The sequence below is a fragment of the Mycobacterium venezuelense genome (genome assembly GCF_054919535.1).
The window spans coordinates 129694-148560 of sequence record NZ_JBONDW010000003.1 but is presented as its reverse complement, the minus strand read 5'-3'; the positions used below and the strand labels follow the sequence as shown (position 1 = coordinate 148560).

Below are 18867 nucleotides of genomic sequence, written 5' to 3'. Positions count from 1 at the left end.
GCCGCGCCGGGATCGCGGACCTGCGGCCCCACAGACCAACGTCGCCGCCAATGAGAGGACGATCAAAATGACCGAATGTGACAGTGTTCAAGCGACGTTCGCGTTCGTTGACCTGTCCGGATTCAGTGTCCTGACGGAAATGTGCGGGGATGAACAAGCCGCCAGTCTGGCGGGCCGTCTGCTTGCCGTGGCCCGCGAGTCGCTCGGACCGAGCGTCACCATCGTCAAGACGATGGGTGATGCGGTCATGCTACGAGCCAGCGAGACCGAGCCGATGGTGGCGACCATCCTGCGACTCGCTGACCGCGCCGCCGAGGAGGACGGATTTCTTGCGCTGCGGGCCGGCATTCACCACGGCAGTGCGGTCCAGCGCGACACCGACTACTTCGGGCACGGCGTGAATGTGGCGGCGCGTCTCACAGCGCTGGCCGGAGCCGGGCAGGCTGTGGTCTCCGAAAAAGTTCGCCGGGCCTACGCGCAGCGCGGCCTCTCGCTGGAGCCATTAGGAGTCAAGCAACTTCGCAACATTGCGACACCGATAGAGGTCTACGCGGTGGGCCTGGCGGCGGCCCGCTATCCCACCGACCCGGTGTGCCGGGTGCGCGTCGACCCTGCCACGGCGGCCAGCTCTCTGCGTCACGCCGGTCATGACTGGTGGTTCTGCTCACCGCAGTGTGCTCAACGATTCGCCGCCGCACCAACGCAATACGCGTAGGCTAAAACAATCAGCACTCGCCACCCGCACGGAATCACTCAGGACTGAGAGATCGGGCTCACCAGCGGGGCGAGTCTCAAATCGAATCGGCGCTGCTGGCTTTCACACAGCGTCCTGAGCCTGCTTCCATGCGGTGTAACCGCCGATCAGATCACTAACGTTGGCGAATCCGTCGGCCCGCATCATTGAGGCGGCCACGCTGGAGCGCCAGCCGCCTGCGCAATGCACCACGATCGGCTTGCCCGCAGGGATTTCTGCGCACTGGGTGCGCAGCTGGGCCAATGGGATGTGCACCGCGCCGGGAATCGTGCCGACGTCGCGTTCGCCGGGATTGCGGATGTCGATCACGGTGACCGCATACTCGGCTCGCAGCCGGTCGAGCTCAGCGACGCTGACCCGTGGCGCCGGTAGAACGAGATCGGTCAGCTCAACCGGGAAGGCACCGTCAGTGCCGACGGTGAGATAGCCGATCACGTTGTCCGAGCCGATGCGGGCCAGCCGCATGGCCGCGGTCTGCTCGTCACCGGGATAGGTGATCAGCGCAATGTTTGCGCCCACCTCAGCGACCATGCCGCCGGTTTCTGCGAAGCGGCCGTCGAAGCCGACGTTAACCGATCCGCGGAGATGGCCGGCCGCGAAGTCATCAACCGACCGGGCATCCACCACCCGAACGCCGGCCTGCAGACCGGCCCGTAGCTGAGCCGCGGTCACTGGGGGAATCCTGCGGTGCTGATCCAGCAGTGGGTGAACCCGCTTGTTCATCGCCGCGTCCATTGAGAAGTACGCGGGTGCCGCGGGCTGGCCGTGGGTGATCAGCTCGACGAAATCGGCCTCGGTCATCGGCTGCACCGACGGGTTGGTGCGGCGTTGCTCGCCGATCGTCGAGGTCAGCTCGGCCGAGAGGTTTTTTCCGCACGACGAACCCGCGCCATGGGCGGGCATCACCGTGATGTTGTCGGGCAGCGCCAGCAGCTTGTGGTGGATGCTGTAATACATCGCCCGAGCTAGGTCGGCAGTCGAGCCGTCACCCAGATTGGCCAGGTCCGGACGGCCCACATCGCCGATGAACAATGCGTCGCCGGTCAGCACCGCGACGGGCTCGACGCCGGAACGTTCACGCACCAGGACGCTGATCGATTCCCAGGTGTGCCCCGGGGTCGAGAGGATCTCCAGATCGACCTCGCCGAGCGAGAGGTGCTGCCCGTCAGACAACCGGCGGATCGGGTAGTCGGTGTGGGCGGCCGCGCCGAAGCCGATCCACCCGCCGGTGGCCTCCACCAGCTCCAGGTGGCCCGAGACGAAGTCCGCGTGAAAGTGGGTGTTAATGACGCCTTCGATCGTCAATCCGTGCTTGGCGGCGTCGACGAGGTATTCGGTGATGTCGCGGCGCGGGTCGACAACCACTGCGCGCCCGGTGGTTTCGTCGCCAATCAGGTACGACGCGTGCGACAGGCACTCGATGTAGTACTGCTCCAGAATCATCGTCTTTCCTTCTCTACGTTGGGGCTCTTCTGCCTCAACTCGGGACCCTCACACATTAAGCAACGAAACCCCAGGGGGGTATTTTTTTCCGAGGTTGCGTATACCCGGAGGGGTATGTGTAATATGAGTACCAACATACCCCCGGTGGTATCGCACGGCAAGGGGGCGGCTACGACGTCAACTGGGAGGACGACATGACGGTGTCGAACACTGCGATGTGCGGTTTCGCTGCGAGGTCGCCGACATGACGGCCCTGACCGTCGTCCTGGCTGTAGTCGTGGGAGTCTCGCTGGGACTAATGGGCGGGGGTGGCTCGATCCTGAGCGTCCCGCTGCTGACCTACGTCGCAGGACTGGACGTCAAGGAGGCGATCGCAAGTTCGCTTCTGGTCGTCGCCGTCAGCAGCATGGTCGGCGTCGTCACTCATATGCGTGCCGGGCGCGTGCGGTGGCGCGTCGCTCTACCATTCGGCGCAGCGGCCATGGCCGGGGCTTTCTGCGGCGGCCTACTGGCCGGCGTCATCCCCGAAACGGTGCTGCTAGTCACCTTCGCAGTGATCATGATCGCCTCCGGGATCGCGATGCTGCGCGATCGCAAGACAACTTCCGGCGACGAGGCCCGGCAGGTGCAGGTGGTCAAGGTGGCCGTGCTCGGTGGCGTCGGCGGTGCGTTGAGCGGACTCGTCGGCGCGGGTGGCGGCTTCCTGCTGGGACCTGCGCTGGTCCTGCTGGCCGGACTTCCGATGCCCGCCGCGGTCGGTACCTCGTTAGTGGTGATCGCGATGCAATCGTTGGCCGGTGTAGCCGGACACCTGACCGGCGTACAGATCGACTGGAGCCTGACAGCGATGGTCACGGCCGCCGCAGTGGTGGGCGGTCTGATCGGCGGACGGCTAACCGGCAGGGTCGACCCCGAAGCGCTGCGCAAGCTGTTCGGCTGGTTCGTCTTGCTGATGGCAGCGGTGATCCTCGCGCAGGAGACAACCCCTGTGGTCGGTGCCGCGTCGTTAGGCCTGACCATCATCGGCGCAGCCGTCTATGTCACCTGCAGCTGCACCAGGTACTGCCCGCTGCGTCGGACCATCCGCGCTCACATGAAGCCGGCTGCGGCGCGGTGACCGCTGTAAGCGCGCGGGAAGCATACCCCCGCGGGTACTGTTGAACTCGGTGAAACCGCAGGAAAGGAATCCACAATGGTGGGCGACGAAGACAGCATCGCCGCAGTACTAAATCGGCTGCGGCGCGCTCAAGGACAGCTCGCCGGCGTGATTTCGATGATCGAACAGGGACGCGACTGCAAAGACGTGGTTACCCAACTCGCCGCCGTCTCGCGGGCCCTCGACCGGGCCGGATTCAAGATCGTCGCGACCGGCCTGCGCGAATGCATCACCGCTGACAGCGGCGAGAGCGCCAAGCCGATGACCGAAGCCGAACTCGAGAAACTCTTCTTGGCACTCGCCTGACCTCCCAAGTCCACTTACGTCACCGATCCTCTAGTGCTGCTTGCCGAACCACGGTGGGGGTCAGATTGGGCCGATCCGAGGTGGCAGCCGCCGGAACCGGTGAACGGGTAGAGCAGTTGGGCAAGGTATCCGGTGGGATAGTCGGGTTTGGCGGCCATGCCGAGCTGGGTGGAGTCGAAGCGGCGGGCGGGGTCATACGAGAAGGTACGCATCAGGTGGTCCCACACCAGGGTGAACAGCCCGAAGTTGACGTCACCGATGCCGGCCCATTTGAGGTGGTGGAAGCGGTGTCCTTCGTTGAGGGCCAGGACGTATTTGGCGGGGCCGATGCGGTAGTCGGCGTTGGAGTGCTGCAGCAGCAGCTGTATCGCCACCGCCAGGGCCAGCGCTGAGGCCACGTCGACGGGCAGCCCGATCAAGATGAGCGGTGCCACCCCGGCGGCCATCTCGACGGTTTGGTGCAGGGGGTGTTTCATCAGGCCGTTGAGGCCGTAGAAGCGGGTGATGCTGTGGTGCACCGCGTGGAAGCGCCACAGCAACCCGATTTTGTGGCTGGCCAAATGCACCACGGTAATGCCGAAATCGGCGACCAGGATCGCGGCGAGGACTTGTGCGACGAATGACCAGCTGTGCGGCCACAACTGGGGCGCGGGGACGATCGCGGCCAGCAGCGGGATGGCGGCGACGCTGGCCAGGATCAGGGTTTCGTTGACCGCGACGTGGATGCGGTCGCGGGTGGTATCGGCGCGGTCGTGGTTCCACTGCGGGTCATACGGGATGATCCGCTCCACCAGGAACGCCGTCGCGATCGCGGCCGCCAGAATGATCAGCAGCCAGTACTTCGGGGCGCCGGCGGCGGCCACGGCGATGCCCGCGCCGTTGAGGCCGATCAGCAGGAACGGGACGTAGCCGTAGCGGGCCACCGCCTGGACCGCAGTGATCACCCTCGTCGATGTCGGAGAAGAAGTCGTACCCATGCCCTCGATCGTCGCGGCCACCACCGTGATGAGGCTTGAATGATTCGGCTACCCGCTGTCGAGATCCCAGGACACGTGCCGGCTGAGCACCGAGGGCGGCAGGCCGAACATTTCGCGGGTGGTACGGGTCAGGTGAGCGCTATCGGCGAACCCCGCCCCGTGCGCCGCGCCGGTCAGATCATCCCCGGCCTGAACCCGGACGATCGCTGCCCGCAAACGCGACCACAACACATAACGCCGCAGCGGTATGCCGACCTGCTCGGTGAACAAATGCGTCAATCGGCTCGCCGAAAGGTGAACCAAACCCGCGAGTTCCGTGCCGCTGACCGGTCCTGCAGCCACCAGGTCAGGCAGCAGCCTCAACGCCTCGCTGACGGCGGGATGCTGTACCGCGATCGCATTGTCGGCGGTGGCGGGCGCCAGGTGCGCGATCAGCTCGTCCACCACCGCGGCCAGCGCCCGTCGACGGGTCGAACTCAGCACCGGGGTGACGGTCCACCCGGACCGCACGGCACGGGAGTGTGCGGCGTGTCCCGGCGCGGATTCCGGCTCCAGGAACACCACCGTGCCCTCCTGGGCGCCGACCTCGATCCGGTGTGGTGCGTCGGCGGGCACGACGACCTTCGTGCCCCGATGCCGGTAGCCGTGCTCGTCGAGCACAGTCAAGGCCGTAGTCGCGTTGATGATCTGAACGGCGTGATGCGCGTGGATATCAGTGGGGCCGATCGATCCGGTGAAGGCCAACACCCCCGGCCGCAGCAGCGCCGCCCCGCCCCAGCGCGACGCGGCAGCGGCATCGCCGCCAGGACTATCGTTCGCCACAAGCGATGATAGCGTTTGGCATCGATCGTTGGCTGGTGCTGCCTCCCCGGAACACGCTGCACTGGTCACCGCGCGCCTGCTTGGGTGGGTGCGCAAACCCATCTTCTCCGCGCGGCTGGTGGCTTGCCTCACCCCTAGCGCTCATGGTCCCCAATCTCCTCGCCCTCATCGGCTGTGGCCTGCCCGTAGCCAGCATCCAGACGTAGACACGGCTGACCGAAGAGCCCGCGCAGTGTTCACGGCGAACCAAAAGACCGCTCCGTCGCTACGATCGGACGCTTACTGCTTGGGACGACTGCGCGCCCTGGCGCCCCACGAGCGCGAAGACGTGCCATCGACCAAGCCGGTGAAGCTCACCCAGTCGGGCTTTATCGAATCTTCATAGAAGGACTAGGAAAGCCAAACGACTGACGAGAAGACTTCACGTCGTGAACGGTCCACCGTCGCCCGCGTCCGGCCGGTGCGGCGCGCACACCGCGGTGCTCAGCCCGTTAGCCGGTCACAACAAACCGATTCGGAGAATCTCATACATGCCGCAGACAGGCCGCCTACCCATGTTTCGAGCCACGGCGCAGTGGCTGCGGACGGCCGTCCTGGCGATGGCGGTGCTGCTGATCGCGGCCGCTTGCAGCTCGTCGCCGGCCGCCGCGCCCCAGCCCGAGGTCATCACTGATAAAGGCACCCCGTTCGCCGACCTGCTAGTCCCCAAATTGCAGGCGTCGGTGACCGACGGAGCGATCGGTGTCGCGGTGGACTCCCCCGTTACCGTGTCCGCCGGTGACGGCGTTCTCGGCCAAGTCTCGTTGACCAACGAAGCCGGCGAACTCGTCGACGGACAGCTCAGCCCCGATGGCGTGTCCTGGTCGTCTGCCGAGCCGCTGGGCTACAACAAGCAGTACACCCTGCATGCCCAGGCCCTTGGACTGGGCGGCGCGACCACTACGACAGCGACCTTCGAAACCCACTCGCCCGACAACTTAACGATGCCCTACGTCCTGCCCAACGACGGGGAAACGGTTGGCGTGGGCCAACCCATCGCGATCCGCTTCGATGAAAACATCACCGACCGGATTACGGCGCAGCAAGCGATCGACGTGACCACCAACCCCCCGGTCGAGGGAGCCTTCTACTGGCTCAACAATCGCGAAGTACGTTGGCGCCCAGCTGAATACTGGAAACCGGGAACAAAAGTAGAGGTGGCGGTCAACGCCTACGGCGTCAACTTCGGTGACGGGCTGTTCGGTCAGGATGACGTCACTACCCGGTTCACCATTGGTGATGAGGTCATCGCCACCGCCGATGACGCCACCAAAACGATGACTGTGCGGCGCAATGGTCAGATCGTCAAGACCATGCCCATCTCCATGGGCAAAGCCAAGACCCCGACCGATAACGGCGCCTACATCATCGGAGATCGCTACTCGTTTCTGGTGATGGATTCGTCCACCTACGGAGTTCCGGTCAACTCTCCTGACGGATACCGCACCGAGGTGGAGTGGGCGACCCAGATGTCCTACAGCGGGATCTACGTGCACTCTGCACCGTGGTCGGTGGGCAGCCAAGGCATCGCCAATGTCAGCCACGGATGCCTTAACGTCAATCCGGCCAACGCCCGTTGGTTCTACGACAACACCCGACGCGGCGACATCGTTGAGGTCATCAACACCACCGGCCCCACGCTGTCGGGGACAGACGGTTTAGGTGACTGGAACATCCCTTGGGATCAGTGGAAAGCCGGCAACGCCAACCTCTGAAACTCAGATCAGAAGCGGAGACTCACAACCGCCGCCTCCCAGTCACCTCGTGGCACCAGTTACGCGTGTCGACAGGACGTTTCGCATCACCGAACCGGGTTGCGAACTGCCGAGCGTCACCCAAGCATCGCGCGCCGCGGGGCCCACGCAGGACAGGTAGCGCAGCCCTTTCCGCTACGGCACCTTTGGTTTGCCGTCCTCAGGTAAAGGCGTTTTCACTTGTCCGGACCACCGATTATTTCGTAGTCCCGCCATCGACGATCGACACTTTCAAACACCCATTCGCAAAACACCATTAGCAATTTCAGCCGCCGAAATTCCAGCATTGTAATTCTGTTGCTGGTGTTACTGATGAGGCATATGTGAGTTAGGCTGATCTACGTATTCGCTACGTACATCGTTGCTGCACAGTACGGAACGCTCGGCTTCGCCTTTCTTGGCGAAACCAATCACCGGCGCTCCGACAGCCGAAAGAAAGAACGCCATATGGAACCGATGGCCCGATGCGTCCGCCCGGAGGAAGGCCGCGTATCTGCGGTCGGCTTTCGCCTGACTGGGGTGATCGTTGCCGTCGTCGCGACGGTACTTTTGGCGTGCACGCCAGCAGCCTCCGCCGAGCCGACAGGCGGTCCGTGGGATCCACTCCTGCCCAAGATCCCGAGTGCGGGAGCGCCCGGCGATCCGGTTGCCATCGCCAACGCGTCCTTGCAGGCGACGGCCGTTGCCACCCAGACTGCGATGGACTTGGGGCGTAGCTTCCTGAGCAGTCTCGGACTCGTCAGTCCCGCGGCAAGCCCCCAAACGAGCGTCCGCGGCAACCGTCTCTACGGTGCCCAGGCGATCGAATACGTTATCCGCAGGGCAGGAACGCAGATCGGCGTTCCCTACTCCTGGGGAGGGGGCAGCCTCACGGGCCCTAGTCGCGGTGTCGACCAAGGCGCAGGCACCGTCGGTTTCGACTGCTCAGGACTGACACGATTCGCCTTCGCCGGCGTCGGAGTACTGTTGCCGCGATGGTCCGGCGACCAGTACAACGCTGGCCGCAAGGTACCTCCCGCGCAAGCTAAACGCGGTGACCTCCTGTTCTGGGGGCCCGGCGGAAGCCAACACGAAGCGATCTACCTGGGCGGCGGAAAAATGATCGAAGCGCAACAAACCGGCGTTCCCATCAAGATTTCACCGGTGCGTACCGCCGGGATGACACCGTACGTCATACGGATTATCGAGACCTGACCCCGAACGCTTCCGCCAACAGCTTCCTCCCACCAAAAGCCTGGTCCGCACCGGGTAACGGTTCAGCCGGCCAGACAGTAGCCGATGCCGCGGACCGTCCGGACATAGCGCGGACAAGACGGGGCGTCACCGAGCTTGCGACGAAGATTGCCGATGTGCACGCCCAGTGCCGACCGCCCGCCGGGCTGCGTTGCCCCCCAGAGGACTTCCTGAAGTCGTCGGCACGTCACGGGCTCCCCTGGATCATCGGACAAAACCCGAAGGATCGCGAATTCCGTTCGAGTCAGCGATATGACGTTGCCGCGCTGATAGACCCGCCGGATACCCACGTCGATCACCAGATCGTCGACGTGGCGTCGCTGGTCGCCGCCGTCCTCGCTGCGTTGATGAAAATGCCTCAGTGTCTGCCGTATTCGCGTGCTGAGTCTGTCGCGGGAGCCGATGGGAACCACTCCGACGCTCGATATCAGTGGCGCCATCTCTGTGTCGGCGAGCGCGACGACGCCGCAACGGGCGGCCTGGCGAACACGGTCAAGGACGACGGCGCCGTGCGCGGATGATCCCAGGCACACCACCACCACGTCGGGGTCATCGTCGCGCACCGCGGTGAACGCTGCAGCATCTGAGCGTGCGACGTCGACGGCGAACTCTTCGGCGCGCAGGGTGCCGGCCAACACGTCGGCGTAGATGCGCCGAGGTTCAACCAGCAGAACGCGAATGCGCCCAGCAGCTATCGCCGGAGAGGCAACGCTGCCCGAAGCGGGGTGCGGCTCGATGGTCGTGGCAGTCTCCTTGCCAGCGTGGGCCATTCACGGCGTGAAGGTGTCCGCGCGGATGCTGGAACCAGCATATCGCCATCTACGTAGCTACTACGTAGATGGCGATATGGGGTGTCGGACATGTTCGCGTCTCGGGTGTTCAGCGGGGGGTTTGCGCGCCAGAGGATGTCAGCTGTTCGGGTTGAAGTCGGCCCCGTCGGTCCAGCCGGAACAAGGCCGCGGCGGAGGCCAGCCCGATTGCCGACAGCAGAACCCACAGCAGCCAGGGTTGCCCGAGATCTCGGGCGGCCTGCATCAGCGAGCCGGTGGCCAGATTGCCGACAAGAATGCCGACTCCGACGATGGTGTTGTAGAAGCCGTAGTGCGTTCCGATGAGACGGTTGTTGGCCAACGAGACGACGGTGTCCATCTCGAACGGGAAAACGGCCGCCGACCCGACCGCCAGCACCGCCGTGGCGACGAGTAGCGCGGTCGCGGCGGCGACTCTGCCTGCCCTGGTGTCATCAGGCAGCACGATCAGCGGCAAAAACGACGCCGCGAGGATCAGCATGCCGATCACCAGGGAGCGGCCGGCGCCCCAGCGGTGGGCGAACCATCGTGTGATCCGCATCTGGCCGAGGACGGCAACCAGACCCGAGACCACGAAGATCATGGCGGTGACAACGGAATCGTTGCGCGGAAACAGGTCTCGCGCCTGAAGCGGCAATGCCAGATAGACCTGGAATGACAAAACATACGACCCGATCATGGCCGCCGCGAAGAGCAGAAAGGAGCGGTTGGCCGCTACTGTCCGCCAGTCCTGCAGCACCGATGTCTTCTCATCAGGTGTCCCCGCGGCGCGGTGGGGCAATGCAAAGAGTTGGGCCACGGTCAGCGCTGCGAACACGACCGCTGCGGCGGCAGCTGTCATTCGGAAATCGACGAACATCAAGGCCAGCCCGACAAGGGGTCCGGCCAGAATGCCCGCCTGATAGAACACGTTGAACACCGCGAAGGCTTCCACGCGCCGTGGGCCCGCGTCGGCCGCCAGATAGGCCCGCACCGCAGGATTGAACAGGGCGCCGGCGAAGCCGGTTGCTGCCGAGGCGATCAGAACCGCCGGCAGCGATTCAGCGAAGACGAGCAGGCCGAATCCTGCTGTCCGGAGGACACATCCGCAGACGATGAGCGGTTTGTAGCCCAGCCGGTCTGCCAGAGTGCCGCCGATGAGAAACATGCCTTGCTGGGAGAAGTTACGTACACCCAGCACCAGGCCGATGGCCCACGCGGCCAGCCCCAACGGGCCGGCGAGGTAGCCGGCCAGGTAAGGCATGAGCATGTAAAAGCCCAGGTTGATGCCGAATTGGTTGATCATCAGCATCCGACTCGGCCAACCAAAGCTGCGGAAGGCTGACAGCAGGGTCATCGTGGCTGCACCTCGGTGGGGTCGACAACGGTGGTGCATCGCGTCCACGCCGTGACTGTCTGGGTCATCGGGTCCCCAATGGTGGCGGGATGCCGTGGGAGCGCTGCGTCGAGCAGGCCGTGGGCGCGGCAGTAGTCGTCGTTATAGATGGTGTCGAAGTAGCGTTGCGGACCGTCCGGGAAGATCGCTGCGACCGTGGCTCCGGCAGGGCTATTGCGTGCGACCCAGCCTGCAACCAGGGCGACCGCACCGACGCTCCAGCCGCCACTGGCGTAGTGGGTGGCCGCCAGGGTGCGGCATGCCCACACCGACTCCGCGGGGGCAACCCAATGCACTTCGTTGAACGCTTGGTAGTCGACGTTCCCGGGATAGATGCTCGATCCCAGGCCTCGCATGAGCCGAGAAGCCGCGGGCTGGCCGAAGATCGTCGAGCCCACCGTGTCGACGCCGATCAGCCGCAGCTGCGGGTTAAATTCACGAAGGACGCGTGCGACGCCGGCCGAGTGGCCTCCGGTGCCCACCGAGCACACCAGGACATCAACGGCGCCGAGTTGTTCGTTCAGTTCCAACGCGAGCCCGCGGTAGGCCTCGACGTTATCGGGGTTGCTGTATTGATCGGGATGCCAGGCGCGCGGGTCGGTGGCCAAGATCTTCTGCACGCGGTCACGGCGAGCCTGCTGCCACCCTCCCTGTGGGTGCGGTTCAGTGACCAATTCGATGTCGGCGCCGAATGCGGCGAGCATATTCTGAATGATCGGCTCCATCCCAGGGTCGGTGACCAAGGTGACGGGGTGCCCATAGACCGTTCCGGCTAGTGCGAGACCCAATCCCAGTGTCCCGCTAGTGGACTCGACGATGCGGGCGCCGGGGGTAAGTGCCCCGCGGGAGCGGGCGCGTTCGACCATGTGTAGCGCGGGTCGGTCTTTCATTCCTCCCGGGTTAAAGCCTTCGAGTTTGGCCCAAAAGCCCCGCTCTTCTGACGTGAACGGTGCGCCGATTCTCAAGACAGGGGTCTGGCCGACCATGGTGGCCGGCCGCTCGTTGCGGCCGCGTTGTGGCTGCGCCGATCGGGTGTGGGAAGTGCGTGCATGGCGGATTGGCAGGGCAGGATTCATCGATGAATGTCGCTTCTGTGAGGCCGCGACGAAGCGCGGCGACTGACGGCAGGGAGCGGTCACCGGCCACCGTCGAAGACGACGGGGCCTGACGCTAGCCGATCAGCGGCGCGCGATACACAGATGGGCGAGCACGTCGCGGCCGGTGCGCAGGGCGCGGGCGTTCCGTGGTGGACCGCGGACAGGCGCCTTCGCCGCCTGGCACCACAGCAGCGGAAGCACAGCCACGACGAGGCCTAACGCGAGCGCGATCAGGGAGACCGTTCCCCGCGGCAGGATCGCTTCGGCCAGGGTGTCGGGCGTGCACTCGGCGTCGGGTTGGGAGACGTGGGGGTGGTCGAGCTCGACAGACAGCGGCGCGCCGACCGCACTGGCGGCCAGTGTGTGCGGTCCGTGTGCAGGTGCCGCATTCACGCCGGGCAGTGCCCACTCGGCTCCGACGATGACGGTCCAGAACGCGATCAACGCCGCGACGATGGCGCGGCGGCGTTGCCCAGAGTTCGCGTCGAAGTACTTCACGATGTTGCCGACTGTAGCAGCGGATCGGCGAATTCCGGCTCGGCCCCTGAGCCGATGCCGGGTTGTGATCAGAGCGCGACCGCCGTTGCGCCGAGCCAACCGACCGTTCCGTCGCACGACCGACTTCGCCCGATGCCCGTGCGAAAACGCCTTTTTGGAGGTTCCGCGAAGGAGATACAACAGATCGTTACGCTGCCTGCACCGCAGATCATCTACGGTTTTACTACGTAGATAATTTGCGCTTTATCGGCCCATACGCCGAGCCGTGTGACTTTGCTGGCTGGCCTCCGCGCATTGGCTTCACCTATTGAGCGTGCGGCCGGCGTTGAGGCGCTAGTGGTGGCAGAGCACCTGAATGAGAGCGGGTGTGGCGAGCATGGCGGTGATCGCGGCTGTCAGGCAGATGCGGTGGCGCCATCGCACGTGCCGGCGTGTCGGGGTGACCAGGCGCTGCGCTCGCGCGATGACCGCTGTTCCCGCCGCGGCGAGGCCTTCCCGTGCAGGCGGGTGTTCTCCAGCCAGAGCAGATAATCCAGCCAACAGCGGATGCGTGCCGACGCGGCGCACGGCGGTGTCGTCAGCGCACATCTCCAGCAGTTCACCCACACGATGAGGGGCCGTCGCGAAAAGCGGAAGCCGCGGCAGTGTGCCCCCCAAAGCGCGGAGCGCCATGAGGATGTGGTGGTGGCGCCCGGAGATGTGCGCGTTTTCATGCGCCAGAACCGCTTTGAGCTGTGATCGGTTCAACGACTTCATCGCCGCGGAGGTGACGATGATGGCGTTCGGGCGTCCGACCACGCAGTAGGCAGCAGGCCGGTCGGCCTCCACGACCACCACGTTGGGATGGTCGGTGGGTCGGCCGATGATCCGCGCGGCCCGCGCGTGCTCGTGACTTCGCGCCCGCAGCCGCGACAAGCAGCGACCGATCCGCATTACGACGAACCCTGACGTCAGGGTTCCTACCGCGATGAGAACAACAGAACCGATTCGTCCGGCCATGGGTGTGTGCTCGGAGAAGCCAAACAGCTCCAGGCACAGTGTCACGACCGCGCCCGTACGAATACTGTCCGTCGTTGCGCCGATGACCATGATCAGCGCGACGAGCCACGCCGCCAACGTCGCGGCGACGGTGGCCAGCCAGGCGGCCACTCCCATATGGGGGCTGATGCCGTGACCGGTCATCCGCCTCAGGACCGGTGGCGCCCACCAGGCCAGCGCGCTGCCATAGAGGAGCAGCCACAGCGCGGCGGTCATCACCGACGTCCCTTGCGCAGAGCCGCCTTCAATTGAGCGGACTGATCGGCGTTCATCTGCTCGACAAAGAAGGCCAGCACCGCATCGGTATCCCCGCCGGCGTCGAACGCGGCCTTCATCAAACGCGCGGAACGCTCCTCGCGGCTCATGGACGCCTGATACACGTACGCTTTCCCGTCGCGCTGACGTTGCAACCAGCGCTTGCGGTAAAGGTTGTCCATCGTCGACATCACGGTGGTGTAGGCGATCTGGCGCCGTTGAGAGATCTCGTCGAAAACCTCACGCACCGTGACAGGCTCGGCGTAATCCCACACGTAATCCATGACCACCGCTTCGAGGTCGCCGAATCCTCGCTGTTCCATTTGCGCCTCTCCCGCTCTCCGCGACGAGCTGGCCTCCTCGCGCCACGAGCTCTTCAGCCCCCAATGTAGCCGCCGAGCTGGAAAAAGCCGCGATACGCCTCACCTGGACCGCATAGGGCGAGCATCTGCACTACCGGCCGCGGCGCGTGAAACTAGCGCCCGTGGCGCACACTTGTAACCGACCTGAGACTGTGACAGACGTTCCTCCTGATACCAAAGTGATGTACGTTCCGTCTACGTACTATTGTGCTACGTACTTAGCTCGGTAGTAGGAATGCCGCGGGTGCCGTTCGGCTTAGGTGCGCGGCTCGACCACGCTCACCCCAGCTGAGGAGATTCGATGCGGCGCCTCACTTCTTTTCTGAGTCTCTGCGCATTAATGCCGGCACTGGTGCTCAGCGCCCCGGGTACCGCTGTTGCCGGGCATGACGGCAGCCCCGACCGCGACGACGTTCCCTCATTGGTTGCGGCGGTCGCCGACGCGAACCAGCGGATGGCCGACGTCGGTAGCGACATCCAGATCAAGCAAGAGGGCGTAAACCGTGCCCTGGTCGAGGTCGCGGCCGCTCGCGACACCCTCGCGCAGGCCCGACGCGACGTTGTTGCCAGCGACCAAGCCCTTACCGACAGCCAACACGCAATCGAGGCCGCACAACAGCGCTTTGACCGCTTCGCCGCGTCGACCTATATGAACGGGCCGTCGGGTGCGTTGCCGCTGGCACGAAGTCCCGAGGAGATCCTGGCCGGGGCCTCGACCCAGCAGACCCTCACCATCAGCTTTCAGCGGGTCCACGACGACCTCCTGCGTCGGCAGACCGATCAGGCCAACAAGCTTTCTGCTGCGACGGCGGCGCGGGCGCGCGCCGAGAGCGCCGCCGCGGACGCCCAACGCCGGCAAGACGACGCGGTAGCCGCACTCCGGGACGCCCAGCAGACGTTTACCGCACAGCAACGCGAGGTCGAACGGCTCGCTACCGAACGCGACTCCGCTCAAGCTCGACTGGAAGCCGCCCGACCGGTGGCGGCGACGGCTGCCGCGCCCAGTGCCGCGCAACCGGGCACTGGGCCGGCATCCGGCGCTCCCTGGGACCGCGGCACCACGTCGCCGGGGGGCGCCACCAAGGGGGGCCTGTGGGACACCACGCTGCCGATGGTGCCCAGCGCTAACGTGGCCGGCGACCCGGTGGCCATCATCAATGCCGTCCTCAAGATCATGGCGACCTCGGCTCAGCTGACGGCCGACATGGGCCGCAAGTTCCTCACCAAACTCGGCATTCTGTCTCCAGTCACCGCCGCCGCAGATCCCGGCATCACCAACGGACGCATCCCCCGCCTCTACGGCCGCCAGGCCTCAGAATTCGTGATTCGCCGCGCCATGTCACAACTGGGCGTGCCCTACTCCTGGGGCGGCGGCAACGCCAACGGCCCGTCACGAGGCATCGACCAGGGCGCCAACACCGTGGGTTTCGACTGTTCGGGCCTGATGCTGTATGCCTTCGCCGGCGTCGGCATCAAACTCGACCACTACTCCGGATCGCAATACAACGCAGGCCGCAAGATCCCCTCGTCACAGATGCGACGCGGTGACCTCATCTTTTACGGCCCCAACGCCAGCCAGCACGAAGCGATGTATCTGGGCGACGGCATGATGATCGAAGCCCCCTACACCGGGTCGGTCGTCAAGATCTCGCCCGTACGCACCTCCGGCATGACGCCCTACGTCACCCGCTTGATCGAATATTGACATCGCCGCGATGCCGCGCAGGTGTACCGGTCAGTGCGCCGCGGTGCGGCCGCTGCGAATCGGCCTCCTCAGGCACGTCAGACCGCCCCGAACGACGCGGCCAGCGAGAGGCGTTAAATAGCGCCGTCGCGCCGGCGATCGCAGCCGCCCACAGCACCACGACCACGGCACACAGGATCAGCCACGCTTGCCACCCGAGACTGTTCGGGCACACGTCCATCAGCCAACGCATGTCAGGCCCTCCTCCGCAGTGAGCCTCACCCCACCGCAGGAGGAAAACGGTATGAGTCGTGTGAAGATCTGCTGAAGATCGAGCCGCCCGGTCAGCCATACCTGGTTACGGGCGCACCAGCAGGCACCATATGGACATGCAGCACCACCACCTGGGCGCGCCTGAGAGCGCGAAGGGATACCGCGCGCTGGTCGTCGACGACGAACTCCCCCTGGCCGAAGTAGTGGCCAGTTATCTCGAACGCGAGCAGTTCGAAGCCGTCGTCGCCGGTAACGGTGTCGACGCAATCGCCGTCGCACGCGACCTGGATCCCGATGTCGTCATCCTTGACCTCGGTCTACCCGGCATCGACGGACTCGAGGTCTGCCGGCAATTGCGGACCTTCTCCGACGCCTACGTCGTCATGCTCACCGCCCGTGACACCGAACTGGATACCGTGCTCGGCCTCACCGTCGGCGCCGACGACTACATCACTAAACCCTTCAGTCCCCGCGAGCTGGTCGCGCGCATCCGCGCCATGCTGCGGCGACCCCGCATCCTGCAAACAGCCACCGCACCCGCCGAGCGAGAGACAGCCCCGCCGCGCCGCTTCGGCGCACTGAGCATCAACGTCGCCGCCCGCGAGGTACATATCGACGATGAACTAATCCTGTTGACCCGCACCGAATTCGACATTCTCGAAGCCCTGTCCGCGCGGCCAGGAATCGTACTGAGCCGCCGACAACTTCTCGAAATAATCCGCGACGAACCCTGGGTCGGCAACGAACACCTCGTCGACGTCCACATCGGACACTTACGACGCAAACTCGGCGACGACGCCGCACGCCCCCGCTACATCGCCACGGTTCGAGGTGTCGGATACCGGATGGGAACCGGACAGTGACTCTCCCACCTACGTCGACCCCTCGCCGGCGTCGACGGCCGAGCCGTCCCGGTATCGGCCTGCGACTCCTGGCGGCCCAAGCCATCGTGCTGGCGGCCGGAGCGGCGACGACCGCGGTGGTCGCTGCCGTGGTCGGCCCACCGCTGTTCCGCGAACACCTCCACCGTGCCGGTGTCCCGATGGACTCCCTGGAAGAAGTCCACGCCGAAGAGGCCTACGGCTACGCAACGGTGATCTCCATCGGAGGCGCCCTAGCGGTGTCAGCACTGGCCGCCCTCGTGGTCAGCTTCTACGTCAGTCGACGCCTCCAACGGTCCATCACCGAAGTCGCCGCCGCGGCCACCGATGTCGCTGAAGGGAACTACGACATCCGCGTGTCACCGCCGCGCCTCGGCGATGACTTCGACGCCCTCGCAACCGCATTCAACCAAATGGCCTCCCGGCTTCAAGCCGTCGATTCGACACGCCAGCAACTGTTCGGAGACCTCGCGCACGAGATCCGCACACCCGTGGCAGTACTCGAGGCCTACATCGAGGCACTCGAAGACGGCGTGCGCTCCTTGACACCCCAGACAGCAGCCATGCTGCGCGACCAAACCCGTCGGCTGGTGCGATTCTCCGATGACGTCGCCGCGCTGGCGAAGGCCGAGGAAAGTGCGATGTCTATGTCCTACGCCTCCCTCGACGTGAACCGCCTAACCCGCCAGTGCGTCGCAGCAGCACAAGAACGCTATGACACCAAGGGGGTCGGACTGCGCGTACACCTCCCGCAACCGCTACCGCCGCTTTGGGCCGACGAACAACGACTGTCTCAAGTGTTGGGGAACCTGCTGGAGAATGCGCTACGGCACACACCGCCCGGCGGGTCGGTACACCTTCACTGTCTTCGTGACGGCGACCAGATAAGAATCATCGTCGCCGACACCGGAGAAGGGATCGCCGCCGAGCACGTCACCCGAGTGTTCGAACGGTTCTACCGGGCAGACACCGCCCGCGACCGCGAGCATGGCGGCGCCGGTATAGGGCTCGCCATCGCCAAAGCGCTCATCGAAGCCCACGGCGGATCCATCTCGGTAGCCAGTGCTGGACCCGGCGCCGGCGCAACATTCACCATCGCCCTGCCCATCACCCCGATACGCAGCCAGCACCACCCTGCGACGGCTGACTCAGCGCGTCGCTGACGAGTGCCCCTCCGCGCTACTTGTCCAACATTCCCTGCATCGTGTCGATCTCCGCTTGCTGAGAAGACACGATGTTGCGCGCCATCTCGACTGCCGCCGGGAACTGGCCGTTGTCAACTTCCTGCTGCGCCATCATGATCGCGCCCTTGTGATGCTCGATCATCTGGGTCAAGAAGAGTCGGCTAGCCTCAGCGCCCTGCGCGTTCTGCAGTGCAGCCATATCGGCTTCCGACATCATGCCCATACCGCCGCCGCTCATACCCGGCATATCACCCATGTCTCCGCTGGGCATTTGATGGCCAGGCATGTCATGACCGGGCATTGCGGCGGTGCTGGGGGCCGTTGTCGACGAGGACACTCCCCAGTCCCGCAGCCAGCCCTGCATCTGTTCGATCTCAGGACCCTGAGCGTTCTTGATCTCGTTGGCGAGTGACACTACTTCAGGATCAACTCCCTGCTTGCCGAGCAGCACGTCGCTCATCTCGATCGCCTGCTGATGATGAGGGATCATGCCCTGCGCGAACGTCACATCAGCATCGTTATGGGCAGCGTCACTGCTCGCAGCACTGGGCGAAGCCGACGCCGACGCTGCTGCCGAGGTGGTGCTCGACGCCGATGACTGAGACTCGTTCGTTGCATTCGAACAGCCGCTGACAAACAGGGCCGACGCCGCAAGCGTCGCAAGCCCGAATCCAAAACGCTTGTGCTGCATCGCACATCCTTCCTCGAACATCTTCGTGACACCATGCGTCCACACGGCAAGCCTTGCGCCGCCGCACCCCAGCCTTAGCAATCCGAGTATGGGTCGGTTCGTGATCCGATGAAGATTTGATGAAGACACCTCCCCCGGTCTGTCACCCGCGGTCGGCGCCACCCGAGGCGCAGCCACCTCACGCAGTAGCCACGCACTGCCCACCTACTATTGAACTACGTAGATCTCGTGACCGG

General features: G+C 64.8%; 18 protein-coding genes. 8 read left to right on the top strand and 10 right to left on the bottom strand.

Annotation, left to right across the window (positions count from 1 at the left end):
- Positions 1 to 67 precede the first annotated feature (67 nt).
- Positions 68 to 715, top strand: a complete 648-nt coding sequence (locus ACRCUN_RS05800; protein ID WP_283615674.1) for a YHS domain-containing protein — start codon at positions 68 to 70, stop codon at positions 713 to 715.
- A gap of 102 nt (positions 716 to 817) precedes the next feature.
- Here ACRCUN_RS05800 and ACRCUN_RS05795 read toward each other — a convergent pair whose 3' ends face one another.
- On the bottom strand, positions 818 to 2197 hold the full coding sequence (locus ACRCUN_RS05795; RefSeq protein ID WP_283615675.1) for an MBL fold metallo-hydrolase: 1380 nt from the start codon (positions 2195 to 2197) through the stop codon (positions 818 to 820).
- A gap of 244 nt (positions 2198 to 2441) precedes the next feature.
- Between ACRCUN_RS05795 and ACRCUN_RS05790 the strand changes: the two genes are divergently transcribed.
- Both ACRCUN_RS05790 and ACRCUN_RS05785 read left to right on the top strand, forming a co-directional pair.
- Complete coding sequence (locus ACRCUN_RS05790; RefSeq protein ID WP_462140694.1) at positions 2442 to 3314, top strand: sulfite exporter TauE/SafE family protein; 873 nt, start codon at positions 2442 to 2444, stop codon at positions 3312 to 3314.
- 75 nt (positions 3315 to 3389) lie between these two features.
- Positions 3390 to 3659, top strand: a complete 270-nt coding sequence (locus tag ACRCUN_RS05785; RefSeq protein ID WP_283612026.1) for a metal-sensitive transcriptional regulator — start codon at positions 3390 to 3392, stop codon at positions 3657 to 3659.
- A gap of 14 nt (positions 3660 to 3673) precedes the next feature.
- Here ACRCUN_RS05785 and ACRCUN_RS05780 read toward each other — a convergent pair whose 3' ends face one another.
- The gene (locus ACRCUN_RS05780) at positions 3674 to 4636 is read right to left on the bottom strand and encodes a sterol desaturase family protein (protein ID WP_083410511.1); all 963 of its coding nucleotides are present in this window, start codon (positions 4634 to 4636) and stop codon (positions 3674 to 3676) included.
- A 48-nt stretch (positions 4637 to 4684) separates the two neighbouring features.
- Positions 4685 to 5458, bottom strand: a complete 774-nt coding sequence (locus tag ACRCUN_RS05775) for a helix-turn-helix domain-containing protein (protein ID WP_283615677.1) — start codon at positions 5456 to 5458, stop codon at positions 4685 to 4687.
- 530 nt (positions 5459 to 5988) lie between these two features.
- On the opposite strand from ACRCUN_RS05775, the gene ACRCUN_RS05770 reads away from it, so the two are divergent.
- Positions 5989 to 7212, top strand: a complete 1224-nt coding sequence (locus tag ACRCUN_RS05770) for a L,D-transpeptidase (RefSeq protein WP_462140693.1) — start codon at positions 5989 to 5991, stop codon at positions 7210 to 7212.
- Between the two features lie 486 nt (positions 7213 to 7698).
- Entirely contained in the window at positions 7699 to 8445 is a 747-nt protein-coding gene (gene ripB, locus ACRCUN_RS05765) for an NlpC/P60 family peptidoglycan endopeptidase RipB (protein WP_046361656.1), read from the top strand.
- Positions 8446 to 8507: 62 nt separating this feature from the next.
- Here ripB and ACRCUN_RS05760 read toward each other — a convergent pair whose 3' ends face one another.
- From ACRCUN_RS05760 to ACRCUN_RS05735, 6 genes are all read right to left on the bottom strand, one after another.
- Positions 8508 to 9254 carry a winged helix-turn-helix transcriptional regulator gene (locus ACRCUN_RS05760; protein WP_283616795.1) on the bottom strand — a complete coding sequence of 249 codons (747 nt, stop codon included), beginning with the start codon at positions 9252 to 9254 and terminating at the stop codon, positions 8508 to 8510.
- Between the two features lie 109 nt (positions 9255 to 9363).
- Positions 9364 to 10629 (bottom strand): MDR family MFS transporter, encoded by a 1266-nt coding sequence (locus tag ACRCUN_RS05755; protein ID WP_462140692.1) that lies wholly within the window; start codon positions 10627 to 10629, stop codon positions 9364 to 9366.
- Complete coding sequence (locus ACRCUN_RS05750) at positions 10626 to 11744, bottom strand: PLP-dependent cysteine synthase family protein (RefSeq protein ID WP_462140691.1); 1119 nt, start codon at positions 11742 to 11744, stop codon at positions 10626 to 10628. Before ACRCUN_RS05750 ends, ACRCUN_RS05755 begins: the two co-directional genes overlap by 4 nt.
- Before the next feature lie 102 nt (positions 11745 to 11846).
- Complete coding sequence (gene lpqS / locus ACRCUN_RS05745; protein ID WP_462140690.1) at positions 11847 to 12263, bottom strand: putative copper homeostasis (lipo)protein LpqS; 417 nt, start codon at positions 12261 to 12263, stop codon at positions 11847 to 11849.
- Between the two features lie 333 nt (positions 12264 to 12596).
- Entirely contained in the window at positions 12597 to 13517 is a 921-nt protein-coding gene (locus ACRCUN_RS05740; RefSeq protein ID WP_283617007.1) for a M56 family metallopeptidase, read from the bottom strand.
- Positions 13517 to 13879, bottom strand: coding sequence for a BlaI/MecI/CopY family transcriptional regulator (locus ACRCUN_RS05735; RefSeq protein WP_283617008.1), 363 nt, complete (start codon positions 13877 to 13879; stop codon positions 13517 to 13519). Before ACRCUN_RS05735 ends, ACRCUN_RS05740 begins: the two co-directional genes overlap by 1 nt.
- Before the next feature lie 340 nt (positions 13880 to 14219).
- Here ACRCUN_RS05735 and ripA point away from each other — a divergent pair, with 340 nt between their 5' ends.
- From ripA to ACRCUN_RS05720, 3 genes are all read left to right on the top strand, one after another.
- Positions 14220 to 15623, top strand: a complete 1404-nt coding sequence (gene ripA / locus ACRCUN_RS05730; RefSeq protein ID WP_462140689.1) for an NlpC/P60 family peptidoglycan endopeptidase RipA — start codon at positions 14220 to 14222, stop codon at positions 15621 to 15623.
- A 368-nt stretch (positions 15624 to 15991) separates the two neighbouring features.
- Positions 15992 to 16738, top strand: coding sequence for a response regulator (locus ACRCUN_RS05725; RefSeq protein WP_462140688.1), 747 nt, complete (start codon positions 15992 to 15994; stop codon positions 16736 to 16738).
- Entirely contained in the window at positions 16735 to 17919 is a 1185-nt protein-coding gene (locus tag ACRCUN_RS05720) for a sensor histidine kinase (RefSeq protein ID WP_283616883.1), read from the top strand. The genes ACRCUN_RS05725 and ACRCUN_RS05720 overlap by 4 nt, the downstream gene beginning before the upstream one ends.
- Positions 17920 to 17935: 16 nt before the next feature.
- Here ACRCUN_RS05720 and ACRCUN_RS05715 read toward each other — a convergent pair whose 3' ends face one another.
- Positions 17936 to 18631: a DUF305 domain-containing protein gene (locus tag ACRCUN_RS05715; protein ID WP_283616885.1), complete on the bottom strand. Its 696-nt coding sequence runs from the start codon at positions 18629 to 18631 to the stop codon at positions 17936 to 17938.
- Between the last annotated feature and the right edge of the window lie 236 nt (positions 18632 to 18867).